Here is a 21269-nt window from a genome sequence, read left to right as displayed (position 1 = left end):
TTACCCTCAAAATTTATTTTAACAAATCTATATTTTCGATTAAAAACTCAAGCCTTAATAAAATATCATCTAGTGCATCTTCCGTTTTATATTTTTCAAAATCATTAATTAGCTCCAGGATTTTTTTATCACCAATTATTTTAGTTATGCCTTTTAATTTGTGAATAAAATTTGAAACATCAGCACTAGAGTTGTTAGGCATCATGATATTGTCATAAGCGTCTTTTAACGCATTGCTTACTAATACCATTAATTCTTCAAATGGCATACCTATTTCATGTGATGTGCGATAAATATTAATCATATCAAAACAATAGTTTTTTTGTAATGTCGCAATGATTTTTTCTTTTAACAATTTAAGTGTTACTGGTTTAAATATACAATCATTCATTCCAGACTCTATACATAATGAAAATGTTTCTTGCTGAGCGTTGGCGGTGAAACCTAATATAGGTATAGGTTTTTTATTTTTTTTAACTTCCCACGATCGAATAACTTCACTCAACTCAAAACCTGTCATTTCTGGCATGTAACAATCTGTAATTATTAAATCAAACTTTGTTTGATCACGAATGATTAAATTCCAAGCATCAATACTACTGCTGCATATTGTTGCATCTATATTTAAAGTATTTAGTTGTCTTTCAATTATATTGCAATTCATTTCATAATCATCAACAACAAGTACTTTCTTTCCTTTTAAATCAATATCATCTTGACTTCCTGTGTCATTTTTAATTAAACCTTTTAACTTAAATGCATTTGGAATAATTAAATGGAATTTACTCCCTTGATTAACTTCACTTATTATATTCAACTGTATATTCAATGTTGAACATAATTTATGTATAATCGATGAACCTAATCCATAACTATCATTTTTTACTGATTCAGTCACAAATGGGTGCTCAAAATTATTAATTTGCTGTTGAGACATCCCAATTCCAGTATCAATTATCTCAATGTTTATATCCTTATTCATTAAATAACAAATAACGGACACAGAACCAACGTCAGTGTATTTTATTGCATTGCTTATTATATTGTTCAATATTTGTTTTAAATAATTAACCTCCGTGTATATTTCAATATCATCGTCTATTGAAATATCTATAACAAAGTCTATCCCTCTACTTATAGATAATGGTTTAAATATATAAGAAACACTCTCAATTAAACTTTTAACTTTCACACACTCAATATTTAAATCCGAAGATATAAATTCAACCTTTGAAATATCTAGAATGCTTTTCAAAATATACATTAAATCTAATGATGCTGTGTATGCTTGGTTAAGATATTTTTTTTCATTATCGATAAGTGCAACTTCTAATGAACCAATAATAGCATTTAATGGGGTTCTTATTTCATGGCTCATAACTGCTATAAAGTTTGATTTATCCCTGTTGGCTTTTAATGCTTCATCTCTAGAGATAATGAGCTGCGAGTTTAGATAATTTATTTCCGTCATATCAATCCAACCCGTAATCACACCTGAAATATTTCCATCATAGTAATAGGGAACAGACCATTCATTTAATATTAATTTTTCTCCATTACGGGTCAGGGTTATTTCTTTATAGACCGACTCTCTATTTTTAATTATTTCAAAAAACTCCATTTCACTATTAATGAAAAAGTCATCATCCAGAAAGTCATTACGATATTCAGAAGTCTTCTTTCCTAAAACTAATTCTTCAGTGGATAGATAAAAATCCGTAAATGCCTTATTAACATGAATAAGTTTAGATTCATTGTCTCGAACAATAATTGGTATTGGGATACCATCTATTAATCGAGACTTAAATTCATATTCAGCTAATCGTCTTTTTCTTTTGAAGTCATTGATAAAATAAAAAACAGTATAGATCAATATAGAAAATAATAAGGCCAACATTAAATAATAGTATTTTTTTATTTCTCTTTCTTTATCAACCCATACTTCACTTGAGTTTATTAAATAAGAGTCCCACTTCGCAGTTAATCCATCAACATAGGAAAATCCCAAATTCTCTATAGCTTTATCTAATATACTCTGTATCAATTTAGCATTATCATTTTCCTTACTGATTGCAAATCTTAGGTCTCCTGGATATGAAAATTGCATTACATGACTTACTAGACTACCAGGAAAGTAAATATCAACTAAAAACTCCATAACATGACTATATCCATACGCTACATCTGCTTTCCCATTTGCAACCATTTCAACTGCGGATAATGTATTTTTAGCAATAATAATTTTTTTATCTTGAAACTTATTTGAAATATAAGATTGTAAACTATACGTACTGGATATTGCTATTATTTCATCTTTTTCATCTTTAATCCGCCTTACTGAAGATATATCTGTAAATGAAAATGGAATTGAGAATAACACCTTGGATTTAAAATCATCATTATAGGCAGCTAAAGGTACAATATCCACGATACCATCTTTTATACTCTTAACAATATCTGGTAAATCATTAATTTTTACCCACTGAAATCTTAAACCTGTTTTAATACCTATAGATGTAAGAAGCTCTGGTATTATACCCGACTCATTACCATAATAATCATAAAAAGTGTAAGGAGGAAAGGAATGATTAAATGAAACTTTAATAATAGGAGATTCTTCAGCTACCCACTTTTTTTCATCTTCAGATAATGTAGTCAATTCATTATTACTTACATCTCTAGACCATATGGTTTTTACAAGCTGCCATTTATACTTTAAACGTTCTTGGTCTAAAAAACTTTCATTATCCTTATCCTGATAAATTAAATAATTACTTAACTCATTTTTAAAATAAATCACATCATATTGATCTTTAAATCTAAATTTATTCCTAAAATAGGATTCTGATATTTTTTTTATTACTAAAATGTCAATATTATTGTTTATCAAATCTATAAAAGCATCTTTTTCACTGCTATAGCTAATACAAACCACATTTTTATAACCATAGCTATACAACTCTTCATAAAAACATTCGTCCACATAACCAATTTTAACTTCCTCATGCTTAAAAGATTTATTTTTGAAATTTAAACCTATATATTCATCATCACGAAACTTTATTTTTTTATACTCGTCGCCAGAAAAATCCGTATTATTCCTTGAAATAAAAAATTGAATCTCACCTTTCTCCATCGATGATTTAGCATCATTAACTGAATCATAAAAAACATACTTTATTTTGTCTTTTGCACATGGAATAAGTAAATTAACATGGTCCACTTCTATCCCTGAAAGATAACTACTAAAATTAATTAAAAATGGCTCACCTATATTTCTTACAAGACCTACACTTATATTTTTATAATCAAATTCACAGTTCATTTCCCTTTTCACCATATCACTAGGGTATAACTCATAAACTAAATTTCCTGCAGTTATTTTTCCCGCATAAAAAATAAAAATTAATATAAAACAAAGCTTATATGACATAGTTATCCATCTAGACTATGATTAGGGTTATAATTGATAATATACCATGAATCTTATATTTGCTATGGTGACTGAACATACACCCTTTCTGTTCAGACCAAACTTTCATTGGCGAAATCTTGCCGCGCAAGTCAGACGAACTAAAGCAAGGCTCTACGATCTGATCTGCCACTCTACATGCCTCAGCTGGGTTAAAAAACGAACAGCTGTAAATAGTAAAGCCTCAATCAATCATAGCTCTCTTAGTTTCTGGATTGGTGAAGATGTGATACGGGATTGGAAACAAGACAAACAAAACAAACGTGAGAGAACACACCGTTTCAGTGATCGACCGATTGCGACGGTACTGACTATTAAGCGACTCTTCTCAATGCCATTGCTTACGCTGCAAGGGATGATTAACTCTATATTGGAGCTGCACATGCTCCGTGGCTTTGTTTCGTAATAGTGAATAAGCGAGGAGTATATGCCTAAATTCAGAATAAAACTCTTCGATTTCTTTAGCGTCTACCAACCAATAAGGCTTTAATAAGCTTGTCACCGCTTGATGAATGATTATTGTTTAATGCAACAAAGGCATGTTCAGTTACAGTAATTATATTACACTTGTATAGGTTGTCGCGCTAAAGATGTTGACATCTCATTCAAAATGAAAACGAGAGGAGTGAATACCACTTAGTCATTAGTAATAAGTAAATGAGGAGTCAAAAAATACGGCACAAACGACAAACGCAGAGTTTGGCAAATATTCCATCTTGATACTGATAGTCGCGAAATTATTGCGACAAAGTTAAGTTTCTCGACTAAAATTGACAATTAAGTACTGTCAAACTTACTCAAGCAAATACTTAGAGTCGTCATTGAGATATGAAGTAATGACATTTATGGCAAAAGGGATCTTGTTACAATACTTATCCATTCTGAGAATAGTAGCTTTCGCTCTTCCAAGAAGTAGCACAGCCTTATAGGAACATAATATGATCAAAGCTCTGATGCTAAGTATGTCTAAAACTTGTCGTTTTAATCAATAATCAACCGAGCTGGGGCGGTTTCTTTTTATAAACTTGGATTGCGCAAAAATAAAAAATTAATCAGAATATTTAGTAGAGCACTACCGTTGATTAGGAAACCGCCAAAATAATATCGAAATATTCTATTTTAGAATATATTATTAATTACATGATAGTTCAATTAAATTTAACTTTTCAACTGATTAATTAAATTGTTGAATAATTTCAATCGCTGGATTAATATATTTTCAACATTATACTCACAAATAGATAATTCAGATACAAAAATAATCCTTTCTTTTTTAAGGCATAAAAATACATCACCATCTCGATATAATGTATCTAGAATCTTGTTAGCTTTAGCAATAACTACTCTTTGATCAGGTATGTTTTTTTCTAGAAAAATTTGTAAGGTTTCATTTTGCAAGTGAATATAAATTTCTTCTCCGCCAGTGAGTTCAATGCAGATCGGTAAATTATCCTCAATTCTTGAAAGAAAGTGAGATGGCACACCCAAATTAATTACTAATGCCTTATACACAACTTCTCTTAATTTTTTCATTTTAAAACCTATAATAGATGGAATAGTAAGTGGAACTGTTCATAAATATTTCCTCCTACTTGTGTTAGTAAAATAATAAATACTACTAATTTCGCAGCCATTGGTAAACCAGGGTCTTGAACACTAAATATTGTTTGTAACAAACCGACAACAACACCAGTAACAACAAAGCTTAAAGAAAAAATAATAATCGCATTTTTTACAATATCTAGGCATGCAGCTGTAACATCAAGTACGGTCATAGTATTCCTCTAAAAAACTGGTTACTTTGTTATTTTCAAATGTAAACAAGTAGTATTTTCTAGCAAAAAAAACTCGGTAACTATTCACCTGAGGATATTGCCAAAACAGCGTTGGTGATAATGAATAATTAAGATGGTTTAAGTTCACCAAGGAAGTTTTGTTAAAAACACCATGATTTAAATTAATATTGTCTAAATATAAAGAATTTAGCTCTACTCCAACTATGTTTTTATGTCCGTTCTTCAAAAAACTGGTATCTTCTATAGAGATTGAAGAAGATACAACCTCTTTATTCGTAGCAAATACTATCGGCCATTTCTGGTTCTGGGAAACATAGAGTGAGTTAACGCAAGGCAAGATAAAGCTAGAAGATTCAGAAGCAAATCTTACTCCTTGTGATTCGACGCTCACTCTATTCAATACCATTAACGTTTTTTCTTTAGGAATTAGATGCTCTATTCCATGGCCATATTGTTTAGTATCGTCTAGTGTCGATGTTGTTATATCTTTTATGGTTAGAGAAGGAGATACTGGTGCTATATCCTTATGAAATAACGTAGCTTTAGGCTTAGTTTGAAAAAATAGATTTTCGCCACGTGTGTTTACCTTCGTTTCATTAGGTACCAATAGTGATGCTTCTTTTTTTGTAAGGGATACTCCCTCCCCTCGACTTACATTCGCTCCTATTATCCTAGCGTTCAGAGCAATGCTAGGACTAAGATTAGAACATATTTTCGGCTTTAGAGATGCATCACCTTGCTTCACTAAAATTATATTCCTCATTAATTCGATAGCTGGTTTGTTTTCTACCTCATCATGAGGCGTTTTTAAAGTGTTTTTTTTCTTTTTTTTATTTTTTCTTACTGTAGTTTCACTAGCAAAAACTAATTTAACATCATCTGAACATTCATTCAGTATGTTCTCAAAATGACTATCTTCAGTTATCAAAGAATTCAATGAGTTCTGGTTTATTTTATTTAGCATTCTTTTCCAAACCTCAATTTTTCTCTGATCTCACTAAGAGCATCTTTTCGTTTTTCAAGATGTCTTTTTTTTGCTTCCACATGTTTTATTTCAGAGGCTAAATCCTCTGCTTTTTGTCGTGTGACCGATACGTCAAAAAAAACCGATTCAATGCTCGTTTTTATACTCTCTCGACGCATAAATAGACGACTCAACGCATTAGTTTCTTTTACTACAGCCAAATCTTTTAGCTCTAGCTGTAATATATTAATACGCTGCCAATATTCGTCTATATTTTTTTGCAGTTCTTGGCTAATTTTTTTTAACTTAACCAATATTCTCTGTTGTTTATTAATTCGAATATCGATAATATCAATAATCTGACCAAATTCTTTCCATAGCTTCGAGTGTTTCTTCATATTCAACACCTTTAAAATCTTGTTTTAAAAACTCCATAATCACTGGGTAAAGATCAATTGCTTTATCAGTTTCTAAATCATTGCCCTTTTCGTATTCTCCAACTCGAATCAATAGCTCAACATTGAAATAGCGATACACCATATCTTTGATTTTCTCCGATAATTGAACGTATCTTTTATCTTGAACCTTATTTTGTAGGCGACTTTTACTCTTTAATACATCGATCGCTGGGTAACGTCCTGTGGACGCGATGATCGTGGAATACACAAGATGACCATCAATTAATGATTTCACTTCATGAGCAATCGGATCATCATCAATCTCTTTTTCTATCAAGACCGTGAAAATACCAGTTACCGAACCGTGCACTGAGTTGCCACAACTTTCAACTAATCGAGATAAAGCAAGCGATACACCTATTGGAATGCCATCTTTAATTGGCGTGCCATCTAACATCGCCTGGGCGCGAGCAAAACGAGTCAATGAGTCAAAATAGATCACAACTTTTTTTCCCTGAGCCATAAAATGGCGAGCTATAGATACAGCAACCAAACCAGAACGTACTTTCTCTAAAGGATTTGCTTCTGATGTAGAAACTATAGTGATTGATTTACGAATAACTTCTGGGCCAATCTCTCCCTCTAAAAACTCAATAACTTCACGAGCTCGCTCACCAATCATGGCAAAAATAATAACGTCAGCCTCCATGTTATTCGCCATAATAGATACTGTAGTCGTTTTGCCAGCTCCAGCTGGCGCAAACAAACCAACACGTTGCCCCTCTCCAATAGTAAATAAACCATCAATAATTTTAATCTTAGTCGGAAAAACCGTTTCAATAGGCGCTCGCATCTGTAGTGAGATAGGCTCAATAAGGATTGGTAAATCAACAAATTCACCAGGTTGAGTTAAATAATCATCACCATAAAGCGACTCGCCATAACAGTTGATCACTTTACCAACGAGCGCATGTTCATTGAGAGGAAAGCAAAATCGGCGAGGTGTGATTTCTATCCGCCCACCACGTTGTACTGCGCCCGGCTGAAGTAACTTTATCTCTACCCTCGGTTGAGAGACTTTCATTACCTCACCACGAATTTTTTCTCCTGTTGCCGTATATATAAAACACTCTTGACCAACAAAAGTATCGATCGATACATGGCAAATTACAGTATCTTGGTATAACTCTTTTACCTTAAAGAAGTATTTTAACATCAATCAATAACCTCGAATGATACCGAGACATAACGTCTGACTTTATACTTTTTTTGTGAAGTATTTTTAAATAATTCTCCCAATAAAGGAATACTTGACAGTACGGGGACATTACTAGTTGTTGATTGAGTGACGGTATTATCAAATCCTCCGAGGATAACCGTTTGATTTGGCTTAATGTATACTTCTGTTTCTATTGATTGTGAACTTACTCTTGGAGGCTCATTTTTCTTACCTTCACTATCCTTGTCACCTAATGACTCCTCTATATATTCCACCTTCGCTTGTACATTACCCGATGGCAATAAACGTCCAGTGACATATAGACTGTTATCAGCCTCTATTTTTTGGACTTCAACTTGCCGCTCAGAAATCAAGGTAATGGTTGCCGTTTCTTTTTTACCAAAATGGCCTTTTTGGTTTTCGAGTACTAAAAGATTAGTTTGATAAACACTACGAGCAATACCATTTGAAGATAATGCCTGAAAGTTTCTCATAAAATCAGCTGTTTGAGTGAATGGTGGAACTATAATATCGTAAATACCTTTGGTACCATTTAACCAAGAACTATCAATACCAAAATTTTCATTACGATCTACAGCAACATCATATACTTTTAATGAAAAAAGCAATTGTTGCCGCTTAATATCGATCAAAGCTGCAATACGCTTTGCGAGCTTAATTTCTTCTGGAGTACCACGGACTAAAAGAGCATTAGCTGCCGGTATAGCTTGTACCTTCGAGGTTTTTTCTTCCTCATCAAGCTGCTGCTTTTCAGCTTCACTCAACTTCACTTTATATGCACGCTGTACTATTTCTCCATCACTGACATTCTGAAATTGCCCCATGTTAGTTATAGCGGCAGCAATCAATGTTTGAGCACCAGGGAAGATAACTGTACTATCAAAAGAACTGACACTACGATCAATGACAGAAATAAAATGAAATTCGATTCTGGCTAATTCTAAGTTGTTCCCTTTCTCTAAAAACTGGTTCTTGTCTACCATATTAGCATAGCTGACAGCATCATTAACGAACCTACGTGTGCCGGAAAATAGAATTGAATTACCTCGCTCAGTTAATTTTAGCTTAGTGGTAGCATTTGTGTTAAAAGTCTGTTTTAACTCTTTTAATAACGCTTGAGAAGAAATATTACGTGGTTTATAGGCATAGTTGACGTAAGTCTTTCCTGCTTCAACCGTCAGCATTCCACCGTATACATACCAGTCAAAATCATAAATCTCAGACAACTGCTTTAATAAAACAGGACCCTCGCCAGAAAGCGTTTGAGTGAGGGTATGGCGCTGTGTTTGATCGTCAAGATCATTAACTAGCTTGACTTGCATATCTTTGGCAATAGCTGACAACGCAGCTCTTAAGTCAATATCTTCTTGTTTTATCAAGATACTCGCATGCGTTATCGTGGCACAAAAAAATAAAATTAATCCTAACAATTTAATCTTCATTGAGTATCTCTTTTATGCGTTCCTGATTTTGCTTCATTTCACGTAGAGTTTGATTCATAACAGACTGTTTTAATATCATATCTACCGTTTCATCTTGACTCAGCATCTCATCATCTTCGGTGATTTCTCCGTCCTTAATGTGAGTGGTCACTTCATTTTGTACTTTTGCAGATCGCGAAATTTCTTGGGCAACCGTTTCAAAATCATTCATACTATTATGCACTTGTAAAACAGCATGCCTATTTATCATTTCTACTCTATTCATAACCTACCTTTTGCATCATTTGTTTAAACACATAAAATTGGTCACTCAACAACCAAAGATTAAGAATAATAACAATTACGATCGCTTTAACATTTATCGTAACAAACATAGAGAGTGACGCCTTTTTAAAAAACAGGTCGATATAACCGCAGCCTACCGTTATCACTATCATTAAAATCAAGTATTTACCCGATACCACCATCATCATCGATAAACTATCAACAATCATAAAATAAAGTGTTTCAAAAGGATGACTAATGTATTCATCATGAGTATGCATGAACACATCGAAAATAGGTCGAAACAGAGTTCCAGCCTCAAGAGCATACATCATAAAAATAAGGCTACTTATTTTCGCAAGTGCTTCTGATTCATCGGTAAAACGTCGATCCTGAACTGACTGTTCATTAAGCAATAACAACTGCTGAATAACACTGCCCACTATTCCGCTTAACCAATATGGAATAGAAGCAATTAGTGCAAAAAACACTACACTCAAGATCCACCAAAACGTTGGTACTTGTATTTTTTCACTGGAACTCAGCCCAATCGCAAGGACGATGGCAATCGCTAAACATGTGGTATTATCCAAATAAAGCCGAGTAGGATTATAAATTTTGAGAAATAAAAATAACCCAGCAAATAAAAACCAATTTGGAAAAAATAATGTCTCCATATCAAGATAACACTCGGAATAAAAGAGTCCAGCTATCTGAAAAATAAAAAACTGCTAGCTTAACTGGTGTTGATATTACCGTCGGTGACAACATCGTCATCCCTACTCCACTGAGTATCACAGCAATCAAAAAGTCGATACTTACAAATACCAGATACAACTTCAATCCTAATTCAAATCCTTCATAGAGATCCAAAACCAAACTACCAAAAAAATATTTAAATGTATCGGTGCTTTCATCAAAGTTAATCGGGATATCAATCATAGAAAGCAACTTATTTGTCTTTATTGTGGAGCGTTCTAATAATTCAGGGAAAAACTCAAAAACATGACTGGCTAAATAGTACATTGTTATCTTTTTAGGGTGACTTTCTTCTTCAATACTAGGCTCATAAAAAATATCAAAAACTTGTTCACTTTCAAACTGTTCAGAAAAATAGGGCTTTATACGCTCAATTCCTGGTTTTATATCAGGCCATATACTATTCAACGCCATTAAGGCTGCCAATAAATTCACAACTATCGCTGGAGGTATCTGTTGTGTACCGACTGCATTTTTGATGATATTTAATACAATGTTGTATTTTACAAAGCCAGAAAAGCAGATAAAAAATACCGTTGATAACAATACCAAAACTAATAGTAATAGTAAGTTTGCGCCCGAGTAAGCGTTATCAGGACTGAGTAACTGGAGCATATTCTCACCATATTTTAAAATATAAGGCTCAGGCGATCCCCCTTGCCTTAATAAATCTAGATATTTCTTGCCGCAGCAATAATTGAGTCTTTTACCGATTTCAAGGTTGTCGTTGCTGTTTGTGCTGCAATACTTTGCTCAGCCATCAACTTCTGAAGTTGTAAAGAATCAGAAGCAGATAAATTTAGTGTACCGTCTTCAGCGCTTTTCTCAGTCAAAAATTTCTCGATTGCCTCATCAGCTTTTGAAATTAATCCATTAAAAGTATCATTAATGTATGTTGTTGTCAGGTTTCCACTTACTTCACCACTAGTAGAAGCAGGATTTATCGTTGGCATTAAATTTTTCCTCGTGATTGTTAACTTTCCTCTTCCCAAAAACTCTAAAAGGAAGAAAAATGAGCAAGAATAGTACCAACGAGAGCGTGGGATCAAAAATGATTAATTGTGATTATTTCTGAACATAAAAAATCAATTATCATCATAAAAAATCATTAAAAATCTCTACCACAACCTTATATTACACTTCATAATTAAAATGAAGATTCTCACAATCACTCCATATGAATTATTTTTAAATTTGAAAAAGAGCAGAAGCATGCAGAACGAAGAAATTTCATTCTCACATTTATCATCACGTGAATTGACCGTTTTTAAATATTTATATCAAGGTTATCGAAACTACCAAATCGCTAATATACTAAATATTAGTGAAAAAACAGTGAGTACTTATAAAAGAAGATTAATGGAAAAGCTAAACTGTTCCACTATGTCCAGCCTAATTTTAATTGCACATAAAAACTATGGTAGCTTCCAAATTTGAATTTTAATTCATCTATAAATTAACTAATATGGTAAAGTAAACATAAATCCATATAAAATAGGAAAATATTACACCCTACCCTGGTTACGTTTTTATCCTGATAATAATTTACCGCGTTCTACTCATCTTCAAAAAAATCAATAACACTGTCACTAATAGACAAGTACTTTTTTGTCAACCACATGATCTGACAATTTATTTTAATCATCAACAATGTGATATAATAACATAGATAGCATCAAAAATCGGGGAACGTAAACACTAATTTCAATGGCAGTAATAAATTTTCATAAGAAATATCGTGATATAAAACCATCCCAATGAGTAATATTAACTACTCAAATTATCGAGTTATTAATTAACTTACAACTTAGTTAACCATTAATCTTTAGATAGGTAATATCATGGCAATCTCTTCTCTTTTTTCCTGTTTTTTACCGACTAGCTCTTTATCTGAGAGTGAATTAAAAAAAATAGAGAACATGGATATAAAATCAATCCGTAACACGGATATAAATAGAATGAGAAATTCATTCTCTAGAAAGTCTAAAACTAGAAAAGAATTAAAACAACAAGAGAGAGTGATATCAATCATGAATCAAATAGGACAGTATAATGAATGCGGGAAACATATTTTATCCAAATACCAATCAGATAAGATCATTGATTTAAGAGTTAATCAAGTAGTTGATAATGCTTTTAGTTCGATAATGAAAGATAAAAATAACCCTTTAACATCACCTACTAAAGAAGAAATTAAACAACACTTTGCATGTTATGGCGTAGGTTTAATAGAAACAAAACTGATACGAGAAGAAATAAACTCACAACAAGCAAAAATTTACATAAAATCGTTCCTAAAATGGATAGGAGTAGATAAGGCGTGTGTTGGTAGATCTGGACTTCAAGCAACACTAAGAAGTGCGGTAGATAAAGCGAAGCTAGATCAAGGTCAAGTAAGTGTTAATTTAAGAGTAAATGTGACCACTCAGATTAACAAACTCGTTGAAAATAAAACAAATGAACATTTATCTAACTATGCTGAAAATAATTATGGTGGCACTACTATTTTAACTAAAAGATCAATTGACAGCTGGGTTTCAGAAAAAATAGGCATCTCTTAACAATATAATAAATTTAATATATCCACACACTTAAAATCCTATATTTAAGTGTGTCATATTTATTGGACAAAAAATGAAGACATCTAATATTGTAACAAATAGTATTTATCATAAACTATCATCAATAAAACCTAATGATATAGAAAATAAAATTGTTTCTATAAAAAATGTTCAAAAAAAACATTCTAATATACATAGAATGTTAGTTTTCTTAGGCTATAAAAAAAACAAAAAAAACGAAACTAACTTTATTAAAATAGATGATAATCAAATAACTAAAAGAATCATAGGGAAGTCAATTAACCCTAATATTTTTAAATCATCTAGAGTTTTTGAAGAAAAATTAATAGTAGATGGCTATGGGAAGATTAGTGGTATAAAAAAGGAACTGTCCATTTCTGAATACAATATTCTATTAAAGTATATAATAAAACCACTAAACAGATCTCAAGAAAACTTGTCTTCAGTTAGAACCCCTCATAGTGCATATATAGATATTGCTTCTTTAATAAATTTTTCTGACATAAAACTTTCAGAAAAAAATAGTATATTAAACAAATTAAAATTTATTTTTTTAGATGGTTCTTGCTCTCGTGATAATTTAAAATTTATTTATGATGAATTGAGTGATAAACCTTCGTTTTCCAATATTATCCATCATGTAAAAGAGATAATAGACACTGTTCCAAATCAAGTACCAAAAACACTTGCTAATGATAACCTTTACGGTAGGTTATTTGATTCAAATCTTGCAGAATTTATTTTGGAAGAAACAGATACAAACCAAAATAAAAATCATCAGTATATTGTTGATTTTTTGATAAAAAAATTACCTGAACGTGGGTTTGAACATTTTGAAAGAATAAAAGATATGATGATAAATGATCCGCAACCTTGGAGAGTCAACATACCAGAAGTATATGATTTTTTTGATAATCCAACAAAAAACAATTACATTTCCATGCTTAAGTCTGAGAATAAATATTCTAGCTTTTTGTTATCAAGCATAGGTGTTAAAGCAATGCTCGTATATCCTTCATTAAGAGATGAGTGCAAAAAAGCAACGGAAAAGTACATATCAAAAATAAAAAAACAACGAGTATTGATTGAAAATAAAAGCATGCAACACCAAGAAAATCATCGTTCTGGAATATTACTAGATTATCAGTACGATGGGCTTTTTGAAAATGTACATGGCCTAGGCCTTGGTGTTCGTCCAATAGATAGGTACATAAGTCCTTCTACCTATAATGAAGATTCTATACACAATATAAATGCAATAAAAAAAGGAAGGGCTATCGGTATTGGGATGTCTGGTAGTAGTAATTTATTAGAACCGCTATTTCAAATCATTATGAAAGAAAATAAAGATTTTCAAATTAGTACAGCTAGACTGCAAGCCGCTGCTTTTCTTACTTTTAGCGGTGGGCATTCATTTAATGAAGCCTATAACATTTTTAATTCTGCTTTAGAACCATATGTTCCGATGAGCTATAATTTATTTTCTGAGATCTCTTCATATCATAATAATGCGGTTAATCACGCATATAACAAAACATTAGAAATATCTAATAAAATAAATTGGAGTAATTAAAAATTAAAACCCGAAACCTTAGATGATGCTGTAGATTTATAGCCCCCTGAAAGGGGGGCATTAACGTTAGTTCATATTTAACTCCCGCTATACCTCATTTTTTGATCTCTTTTCTTAGTATCTAAAATACCATCTGTTGATTTCTTTATTTACACATAACGTACCAATATAGAACCTTATTGGTTAAAATCCATATTAACAGATCTTAGTACTGAAGCGGCTTTACCACTGAATCTAACCCTTCGATTTTTAATGCTAGACACAACTGAAGCAGTTGACCTAACTCACCTTCGGGAAAGCCTTTGTTGGCAAACCACAGTAGGTACTCTTCAGGTAAATCGATCAAAACCCTACCAGCGTATTTGCCAAAAGGCATGGGCATTCTGGCGAGTTTGAGTAGGTTTTCTTTTTCTAACATGATGTCACTTAGACTCGGTGGGTAATGAGAGGCACAGCATACAAAAAGTCTCCCGAGCAGAGCAAGTGCCGGGAGACTGATACCTTTATTTATTGTTGCAGAGGTATACCCTTCCTACTTGAAGCTGTAGCGGTGTTGATTACGTTCATTAGCCCCAGCCTATACTCATGGGAATGAACTCACTTGCCGCCTAGCTGCAACTCTAAGTCGTTTGGGTATAGTGGTCTTTAACCACGTAAGATCATTTGCTCACGTTCCGGCCCCACCGAAATCATCGATACCGGCACTTGCAATAGCTCTTCAATCCGCAGCACGTATTTTTGAGCCGCAAGCGGCAGGCTTTCAAAAGTGCGACAACCGGTAATGTCTTCTTGCCAGCTTTCCATTTGCTCATAAATAGGCGCAAGGGCTGCCGTTTGTGGCCAAATCGGGTTTTCACTGTGATTACCTTGATAGCCGACACAAATTTTCAGATCAGATAAGCCCGTTAAGCAGTCAATTTTGGTCAAAGCGACTTCGGTGGCCGCTTGTAGCTCAACCCCATTACGGGTTGCTACGGCATCAAAATAGCCCATATCACGTGGACGACCAGTGGTCGCGCCAAACTCGTTGGCTTTTTCACGAAACGCATCTTGCTCTTCCATCGCGGTGATCAAGGTGCCAGTGCCAACCGACGAGCTAAAGGCTTTCGCCACGGCAATGACTCGCTCTGGACGCAATGCGGGTAAACCACCGCCCAAACCTGCGTAAGCGGAAGTGACATGAGAGGACGTTGTCCAAGGATATTCTCCGTACACCAAATCACGGCCAGCACCCAACTGGGCTTCAAACAACAAATTTCCGCCCTGAGCTTGAATCGCTTTTAGCGGTACAGTGACATTACACACGGATGCTAACCATGGCTGAGCAACCTCTAGTAACCATGCTGCCATTTCCGCCGCGCTTTGCGTAAACTCAAAACTTGGGTAAAGGGCTTTGAGTTGAGGCAATTTCCAATCTAACCAAAATTGAATGCGTTCTTGTAATACTTCAGGTTGCTTTAGCCAGCCGACTAAGATGCCTTTTTTCATCACTCGGTCACCATAAGCCGGAGCAATGCCTTGACGAGTAGAGCCGTAGGCGCGATCGCCTAAACGCGCTTCTTCTAAGCTGTCTTCTAAAGCATGGAGAGGCAAACATAAGGTCGCACGATCGGAAATCGCCATGCGTAGCGATACGCCTGATTGCTCAACTTCCGCCATCTCTTTTGACAATAACTCAGGGCTTATTACCATGCCAGGGCCAAGTACCGCCAAACAATCTGGATTAAACACGCCACTCGGCAATTGGTGTAATTTAAAGGTTCCGAATTCATTAACTACGGTGTGACCGGCGTTATTTCCGCCTTGAAAACGAACACTGGCTGAAGCTTGATCGGCAAGATAATCAACAATCCGACCTTTACCTTCATCACCCCAGTTAGCACCAACAACAACAATCGACGACATGAGTTACTCTCCTTAAAAGCAAGTGCCACCATCCTATGCCTAAGATTGAAATATGAAAAATTAATTATTATTATAACTTTGATAAGAAATCCATATCACCCTCACTGAATGTTCTCTCGTATAAGGATCCATCATGCTTGATATTCACTGGCTCAATACCTTTGTCACTTTAGCGAAATATCAACATTTTGGTAAAACCGCAGCAGCCTTACACATGACACAGCCCAACGTTAGCTTGCATTTAAAACAATTAGAGCAAGCAACGCGTGTCAAATTGATTGAACGTAACCCGTTTCAACTGACTCAAGCGGGTGAGCGATTATTGCAAAGTGCAGAGAAAACCTTACTTGAATTACAAGTCTGCCAAGCCGATCTCAATGCCATTAACCATCTTCATCAGGGCACTTTAACCATTGCCGCCAGCGATATCATCTCTCGCTTACTATTGATTGGCCCTTTTCAGCTGTTTCGCAAAACCTATCCGGGTATCGACCTATCATTATTTAATACTACCTCTTCACAAGCGGCAGAGCTGGTGAAAACGGCCAAAGCCGACTTAGGATTTGTGATCGCGCAGAAAGAAGAGGCACCACTGAGTTTTACCGAGCTACGTGAAGTGCAGTGGTGCGCAATTGGCAATGGACTGGCGCAGTGGCAAGCGCAGGCCACGAATCAAAGCCTAGCGGTGAGCGAGCATTCACAAGCTCCTCTGACCGCGGATGAGCCAACGCTTATTCTGCTTGGTCATGATACTCGTACTCGAGATTTAATCGATCTCAGCCTGCCGAAACTGAATCTGTCTAACTATCGCATTATGGAAGTCGGTAGTGTGGATGCACAAATTGACTGGGCAGAAGCGGGGTTCGGAGTCGCGATTGTCCCTACGTTTTCAGTCAATCCGCAAAGGGCATTACACACAACGCTTACCCCACTGCCTGATTTTTCTTCCACCAGCTTGGGTTATATCGTGCGCCAAAACCAATTGCTCTCAAGAGCGATTAAGCAATTACTGATCTGGGTCGATGAAGAAATCCAAAAATCGCAACCACTAGCTTAATGATTAAACACCAGCACCAAAACGTGATTCAAGTCACAAACTATTTAAACAAAACGTATTGATAATAATTATCAATTACATCAGTATCCTTACTCTCATTTTGACAAGGATCAAATTATGCAGTTGAAACCTTTGTTGGCTCTTATTCCTCTTCTGTTGACCAGTGTAACTCAAGCAGAAACAGCCGCTTCCTCAGAAACCGACGAAACCATCACAGTGCATGGTCAACCCATTCCTACTCATCAACGATTACGCAATGATTTAGACAAAATGCGTGGTATCGCCAATGCGGATATCTTTTCTGGGATCACCAGCGTACAAAGTAATAATATGCATAATGAAGCTGGTGCATTGGATATTGGCATTCGCGGCTTGCAAGGCGAAGGTCGGGTGCCGATTTTTATTGATGGTAGCTTGCAATCAACCCACACCTCCCGAGGTTACCAAGGCGTCAGTGACCGAACCTATATTGATACCGACTTACTCAGCACCTTGACGGTTCATCAAGGTGCGACCATGGATAGCTCACCTTACGCCAGCGGGGCTGTTGGCGGCGTGGTTAACGCCACAACGCTAACCATTAACGATGTAATTAAAGATGACAGCACCTTTGGTGTCGTATTTAAAGCTCGAGCCAATAACCATAACCGTACCCCAGAAGTCAGCGGCGATTACCGTCAACAAGGTGATTATTTGTTAGCGAACCGTGACTCTGAATACAAGTTTAAACACGGCTCAGCTATGATTGGCCTTGGTTATCAACATGAGTTATTCAGTACCGTACTGGCTTATAGCAAACGTTCAAAAGGTAACCATTTTTCCGGTAAAAATGGCTATAACGATTATCACGAACCCGTCGTCGGTCCGGCTCAAGAAGTGGTTAACACCAGTTTTGAAAGTGATTCGTGGCTCTTAAAATTAGCAACCAACAATCGCACCGCACATAATGCCGATCTCACCTATCGTTACCACGAACAAAAAGCCGGTGAGGTTTTGGCCGCTTATTGGTACAAATTTGATTATGACCAAAATTGGAACCCACTACCCGATGGTCAAGAAATGATGCCGCAATGGGGATTAGGCACAGCAAAAGTCAGTACCTATGCCGCCAACTACTACTATCAACCAAATCAGCCTTGGCTAAATCTGCATGCCAATGTGTGGTACACCGATGCGAAGCTCGCTCAATATAATGGGCTTTGGGCCCACGGCACTAACGCCGAGCAGTATTTCCATGGCTACAGTAACGATCGTTCCGGCTTTAGCGTCAGTAATGAGAGCTTACTGACCGACTGGCCGGTGCGTTTAACTTATGGTTTTGCGCAGCAGCAAGAGCGCTTATCGCCTGAAGAAGATGGACAAATTCGTTTTACCCAAACCGTGACTTCACGTGATGGTAAACGTCGTACACAAAATATTTTTGCTAATGCCGATATAAATTACGCACCGCTGAAAATAAAACTGGGGCTAAATGTCCACAATGCCAAGTCCACTGACCACCAAACCAAGCAACATCTCGATTACAAAGAAAAAGTGGATCTACTGACTGAGCTAACTTATCAACTCACCCCAAGTACTCAGCTATTTTTGAAATCTTCACGTACTTATCGGATGCCTAGCTTATATGAAACGACACTATCGAATGAGGTGTTCAGCTATAACCCTTTCAACCCAATCAAACCTGAGCAATCATTCAATAATGAGGTCGGCGTGCAATGGCATAACATGGATACCATGGCGCGTGGAGATAATCTTCATCTATCAGCGTCTTATTTCAACAACAGCATTAAAAATTATATTTCTGGCGGCGTATTACCCAAAACGCCGGGAATGCCTGAATGGCGATCTAACTTCACCTTTACCAATTACGATAAAATGCAACTCTCTGGTTGGGAGCTGAGCGCAAAATATCACTATGCCTGGTTATACGCTCACCTTGCCGCTACCTTATACAGTGAGACCAAAATTTGCTCCACAGACCAAGCGGCATATGCAGAAAGCGAACGCTGTAATTCTATGGGCTTTGCTTGGGGATTGACCCCAACGCGTATTCCACCCAAAGAAAACATATACCTCAATCTTGGCACGCAATTTTTTAATAATACCCTTGATACTGGTATCAAGGTCTCTTATCACTCAGGTAAGTCTAATCCAAGCAATTGGTTAGCGGGCACGGGTGCTAGTGCGATTATCGATATTCCTGCGGATTATAAAATTGATCTCTACTCTCAATATGCCTTAAACCCTAACACACAGCTGTTTTTAGCCATTAATAACCTCACTGACCGTTATCAAGTACAACCGGGAGCGGTGATCAGCATGCCCGATCCAGGCAGAACGATCACCCTTGGTGTGGAAGTACACTATTAATCGAGATATCAAGCCAAGTTAAGGAGTTACCGCCCCTTAACTTGGCTGTATTTTGATGATTTTTCTTCTTCAAATAGGCAGCAATATCGCTGCCTATTTGAATTAAAGCAATTAACAGAAGTCATACTAAGAATTTGACTCATCTTAGCGCCAAACACCCCACTCTCCTGTGGTTCCCGGCTCTTCTCCTTTCGTCCACCATTGCGCCGTCCATTCACGCCCTTGGTGAACAACAATGTCACCAGCGGTGTATGTTTTGCTCTCTTGCCAAGCGTTATCAGGGATCACTGGTGGCGGTGTTTGTTTTTGTAATGATAATTGGTAGCTAAACTGACCATGTGGCGCAAACACTTGGTTAACATGGATATTTCGGCTATCAAACATATAGTGGTTCATTTCTTGGTGCCAAATACCAATATACCAATGTCCCGCTTGCTGCTGATTAAACTGACCGGCCAGTTCAACAGGCCAAGTGTGTCTATTATTGGCAGAAATCTCGAGATGAATATCCGTCAACTCTTGCCCTTGTTGGCTAAAGGTACGAAAACGCACACTATCGCCGCTGTCCACTGGTCCAAACCCTGTTGGCACAAAATAACCTAATGCCATTAAATCTGTCGGTTGCTCAGGTTCACTCGGTTCAGTAGACGGCGTTGGGGCCTCTCCGCCCACAAAGGTGATATCACTACAGTTATAAAACCCTTCGCCCGCCGGATCAATTCGCTGCCAGCGGGTATACAAAATCGCATCACCACTGCGCCCCTCGGGGAAATTGACCGTGAATCGATATTTTCGATCAGCCCCTACTGCGACATTCCCCGCCTCATCAATTAACTCTAAATCGTCCCATGTCAAAGGTAGACTTGGATCGTACTCTGGTTTCGTTAAGTAAAACTCCCAATAAGAAGGATTATGTGGCACTGCAGCATGAAAAACTAAGTCCAATTGATGATGTTCATTTAGCTGAATCGGTGTTTTCTGCCAATGAGGAGAGACAATATTTAACCCAGCTTTAGCTGCATGACCGGCAGAACAAAGCTGACCATCCGGTATCACTGCTTTCACCTGCTCGAGATCTCGATAACGAGCCACATTCGCAGCCACTTCATTGCGTTGCACAAAGGGATACGCTCCCGATTGATCATAAACCGCTTGGCAAGCCGCATTGGGAATAGTGTTACTCCAAAAACCACCATCTAAATAGCACGTATTTTGCCGCGCACTGGGAAACTCAACCCAGCCATGTGCAAAAGCTAATGAGGGAATAGATAAACTGATACACAAGGTACTCAGGACTAATCGATGTTTCATTGTTAGGTTCCTTCCACTGACGATGTTAATAATCACAGATGAACTAGGGCGATGTTTTACGGTGATTAACCAACTCAACCATCACCATAAAAATGGGCTATCTTTTCAAACCCAATACGTCCTAAAGCTAGCAAGA

The 21269-nt window shown here is 36.2% G+C and carries 20 protein-coding genes; 6 read left to right on the top strand and 14 right to left on the bottom strand.

Going from position 1 to position 21269, the window contains the following annotated elements:
- Positions 1–13 precede the first annotated feature (13 nt).
- On the bottom strand, positions 14–3433 hold the full coding sequence (locus BSR11_RS13740) for a response regulator (protein ID WP_072670904.1): 3420 nt from the start codon (positions 3431–3433) through the stop codon (positions 14–16).
- A 46-nt stretch (positions 3434–3479) separates the two neighbouring features.
- Between BSR11_RS13740 and BSR11_RS17595 the strand changes: the two genes are divergently transcribed.
- Positions 3480–3878, top strand: coding sequence for a transposase (locus BSR11_RS17595; RefSeq protein WP_072670903.1), 399 nt, complete (start codon positions 3480–3482; stop codon positions 3876–3878).
- Between the two features lie 752 nt (positions 3879–4630).
- Here BSR11_RS17595 and BSR11_RS13730 read toward each other — a convergent pair.
- The 10 genes from BSR11_RS13730 to BSR11_RS13685 are packed head-to-tail and all read right to left on the bottom strand — an operon-like array spanning position 4631 to position 11288.
- Complete coding sequence (locus BSR11_RS13730; RefSeq protein WP_072670902.1) at positions 4631–5005, bottom strand: hypothetical protein; 375 nt, start codon at positions 5003–5005, stop codon at positions 4631–4633.
- Between the two features lie 8 nt (positions 5006–5013).
- Positions 5014–5247, bottom strand: a complete 234-nt coding sequence (locus BSR11_RS13725) for a flagellar biosynthetic protein FliQ (RefSeq protein ID WP_072670901.1) — start codon at positions 5245–5247, stop codon at positions 5014–5016.
- A complete protein-coding gene (locus BSR11_RS13720) occupies positions 5234–6232 on the bottom strand; it encodes a hypothetical protein (protein ID WP_072670900.1) in 999 nt (332 codons plus the stop codon). Before BSR11_RS13720 ends, BSR11_RS13725 begins: the two co-directional genes overlap by 14 nt.
- Entirely contained in the window at positions 6226–6630 is a 405-nt protein-coding gene (locus tag BSR11_RS13715) for a hypothetical protein (protein WP_072670899.1), read from the bottom strand. The genes BSR11_RS13720 and BSR11_RS13715 overlap by 7 nt, the downstream gene beginning before the upstream one ends.
- On the bottom strand, positions 6584–7846 hold the full coding sequence (gene vscN2 / locus BSR11_RS13710) for a type III secretion system ATPase VscN2 (RefSeq protein WP_072670898.1): 1263 nt from the start codon (positions 7844–7846) through the stop codon (positions 6584–6586). The genes BSR11_RS13715 and vscN2 overlap by 47 nt, the downstream gene beginning before the upstream one ends.
- Positions 7846–9312, bottom strand: a complete 1467-nt coding sequence (locus tag BSR11_RS13705; protein WP_072670897.1) for a secretin GspD/PilQ domain-containing protein — start codon at positions 9310–9312, stop codon at positions 7846–7848. The genes vscN2 and BSR11_RS13705 overlap by 1 nt, the downstream gene beginning before the upstream one ends.
- On the bottom strand, positions 9302–9577 hold the full coding sequence (locus tag BSR11_RS13700) for a hypothetical protein (RefSeq protein ID WP_240004071.1): 276 nt from the start codon (positions 9575–9577) through the stop codon (positions 9302–9304). The genes BSR11_RS13705 and BSR11_RS13700 overlap by 11 nt, the downstream gene beginning before the upstream one ends.
- Positions 9570–10253: a type III secretion system apparatus protein VscT2 gene (locus tag BSR11_RS13695; RefSeq protein ID WP_072670896.1), complete on the bottom strand. Its 684-nt coding sequence runs from the start codon at positions 10251–10253 to the stop codon at positions 9570–9572. The genes BSR11_RS13700 and BSR11_RS13695 overlap by 8 nt, the downstream gene beginning before the upstream one ends.
- Position 10254: 1 nt before the next feature.
- Positions 10255–10950 (bottom strand): flagellar type III secretion system pore protein FliP, encoded by a 696-nt coding sequence (locus BSR11_RS13690; RefSeq protein WP_072670895.1) that lies wholly within the window; start codon positions 10948–10950, stop codon positions 10255–10257.
- Between the two features lie 56 nt (positions 10951–11006).
- Positions 11007–11288: a hypothetical protein gene (locus BSR11_RS13685; protein WP_072670894.1), complete on the bottom strand. Its 282-nt coding sequence runs from the start codon at positions 11286–11288 to the stop codon at positions 11007–11009.
- Between the two features lie 259 nt (positions 11289–11547).
- Here BSR11_RS13685 and BSR11_RS13680 point away from each other — a divergent pair, with 259 nt between their 5' ends.
- The 3 genes from BSR11_RS13680 (at position 11548) to BSR11_RS13670 (ending at position 14490) form a co-directional block, all read left to right on the top strand.
- A complete protein-coding gene (locus BSR11_RS13680) occupies positions 11548–11772 on the top strand; it encodes a response regulator transcription factor (RefSeq protein ID WP_072670893.1) in 225 nt (74 codons plus the stop codon).
- Positions 11773–12176: 404 nt separating this feature from the next.
- Complete coding sequence (locus BSR11_RS13675) at positions 12177–12896, top strand: hypothetical protein (protein WP_072670892.1); 720 nt, start codon at positions 12177–12179, stop codon at positions 12894–12896.
- A 73-nt stretch (positions 12897–12969) separates the two neighbouring features.
- Complete coding sequence (locus tag BSR11_RS13670; RefSeq protein WP_072670891.1) at positions 12970–14490, top strand: hypothetical protein; 1521 nt, start codon at positions 12970–12972, stop codon at positions 14488–14490.
- A gap of 205 nt (positions 14491–14695) precedes the next feature.
- Here BSR11_RS13670 and BSR11_RS13665 read toward each other — a convergent pair whose 3' ends face one another.
- The gene (locus BSR11_RS13665; RefSeq protein WP_072670890.1) at positions 14696–14908 is read right to left on the bottom strand and encodes a DUF3820 family protein; all 213 of its coding nucleotides are present in this window, start codon (positions 14906–14908) and stop codon (positions 14696–14698) included.
- Positions 14909–15135: 227 nt separating this feature from the next.
- A complete protein-coding gene (locus BSR11_RS13660) occupies positions 15136–16395 on the bottom strand; it encodes an adenylosuccinate synthetase (RefSeq protein ID WP_072670889.1) in 1260 nt (419 codons plus the stop codon).
- Positions 16396–16528: 133 nt separating this feature from the next.
- On the opposite strand from BSR11_RS13660, the gene BSR11_RS13655 reads away from it, so the two are divergent.
- Positions 16529–17452, top strand: coding sequence for a LysR family transcriptional regulator (locus BSR11_RS13655; RefSeq protein WP_072670888.1), 924 nt, complete (start codon positions 16529–16531; stop codon positions 17450–17452).
- Between the two features lie 117 nt (positions 17453–17569).
- Positions 17570–19822 carry a TonB-dependent receptor domain-containing protein gene (locus tag BSR11_RS13650; protein ID WP_072670887.1) on the top strand — a complete coding sequence of 751 codons (2253 nt, stop codon included), beginning with the start codon at positions 17570–17572 and terminating at the stop codon, positions 19820–19822.
- Between the two features lie 144 nt (positions 19823–19966).
- On the opposite strand, the gene BSR11_RS13645 is transcribed toward BSR11_RS13650, so the two are convergent.
- Positions 19967–21133 carry a lytic polysaccharide monooxygenase gene (locus BSR11_RS13645; RefSeq protein WP_072670886.1) on the bottom strand — a complete coding sequence of 389 codons (1167 nt, stop codon included), beginning with the start codon at positions 21131–21133 and terminating at the stop codon, positions 19967–19969.
- Positions 21134–21269: the final 136 nt, after the last annotated feature.

The sequence above is a fragment of the Vibrio injensis genome (assembly GCF_001895205.1).
Taxonomy (GTDB): Bacteria; Pseudomonadota; Gammaproteobacteria; order Enterobacterales; family Vibrionaceae; genus Vibrio; species Vibrio injensis.
The sequence above is the reverse complement of the archived record's forward strand: the minus strand, read 5'-3'. Positions and strand labels throughout refer to the sequence as shown.

Excerpts from the sequence above, each read along its gene's own strand:
- BSR11_RS13740 (WP_072670904.1), bottom strand. The coding sequence starts at position 3,433 with ATGTCATATAAGCTTTGTTTTATATTAATTTTTATTTTTTATGCGGGA.
- BSR11_RS17595 (WP_072670903.1), top strand. The coding sequence starts at position 3,480 with ATGAATCTTATATTTGCTATGGTGACTGAACATACACCCTTTCTGTTC.
- BSR11_RS13730 (WP_072670902.1), bottom strand. The coding sequence starts at position 5,005 with ATGAAAAAATTAAGAGAAGTTGTGTATAAGGCATTAGTAATTAATTTG.
- BSR11_RS13725 (WP_072670901.1), bottom strand. The coding sequence starts at position 5,247 with ATGACCGTACTTGATGTTACAGCTGCATGCCTAGATATTGTAAAAAAT.
- BSR11_RS13720 (WP_072670900.1), bottom strand. The coding sequence starts at position 6,232 with ATGCTAAATAAAATAAACCAGAACTCATTGAATTCTTTGATAACTGAA.
- BSR11_RS13715 (WP_072670899.1), bottom strand. The coding sequence starts at position 6,630 with ATGAAGAAACACTCGAAGCTATGGAAAGAATTTGGTCAGATTATTGAT.
- vscN2 (WP_072670898.1), bottom strand. The coding sequence starts at position 7,846 with ATGTTAAAATACTTCTTTAAGGTAAAAGAGTTATACCAAGATACTGTA.
- BSR11_RS13705 (WP_072670897.1), bottom strand. The coding sequence starts at position 9,312 with ATGAAGATTAAATTGTTAGGATTAATTTTATTTTTTTGTGCCACGATA.
- BSR11_RS13700 (WP_240004071.1), bottom strand. The coding sequence starts at position 9,577 with ATGAATAGAGTAGAAATGATAAATAGGCATGCTGTTTTACAAGTGCAT.
- BSR11_RS13695 (WP_072670896.1), bottom strand. The coding sequence starts at position 10,253 with ATGGAGACATTATTTTTTCCAAATTGGTTTTTATTTGCTGGGTTATTT.
- BSR11_RS13690 (WP_072670895.1), bottom strand. The coding sequence starts at position 10,950 with ATGCTCCAGTTACTCAGTCCTGATAACGCTTACTCGGGCGCAAACTTA.
- BSR11_RS13685 (WP_072670894.1), bottom strand. The coding sequence starts at position 11,288 with ATGCCAACGATAAATCCTGCTTCTACTAGTGGTGAAGTAAGTGGAAAC.
- BSR11_RS13680 (WP_072670893.1), top strand. The coding sequence starts at position 11,548 with ATGCAGAACGAAGAAATTTCATTCTCACATTTATCATCACGTGAATTG.
- BSR11_RS13675 (WP_072670892.1), top strand. The coding sequence starts at position 12,177 with ATGGCAATCTCTTCTCTTTTTTCCTGTTTTTTACCGACTAGCTCTTTA.
- BSR11_RS13670 (WP_072670891.1), top strand. The coding sequence starts at position 12,970 with ATGAAGACATCTAATATTGTAACAAATAGTATTTATCATAAACTATCA.
- BSR11_RS13665 (WP_072670890.1), bottom strand. The coding sequence starts at position 14,908 with ATGTTAGAAAAAGAAAACCTACTCAAACTCGCCAGAATGCCCATGCCT.
- BSR11_RS13660 (WP_072670889.1), bottom strand. The coding sequence starts at position 16,395 with ATGTCGTCGATTGTTGTTGTTGGTGCTAACTGGGGTGATGAAGGTAAA.
- BSR11_RS13655 (WP_072670888.1), top strand. The coding sequence starts at position 16,529 with ATGCTTGATATTCACTGGCTCAATACCTTTGTCACTTTAGCGAAATAT.
- BSR11_RS13650 (WP_072670887.1), top strand. The coding sequence starts at position 17,570 with ATGCAGTTGAAACCTTTGTTGGCTCTTATTCCTCTTCTGTTGACCAGT.
- BSR11_RS13645 (WP_072670886.1), bottom strand. The coding sequence starts at position 21,133 with ATGAAACATCGATTAGTCCTGAGTACCTTGTGTATCAGTTTATCTATT.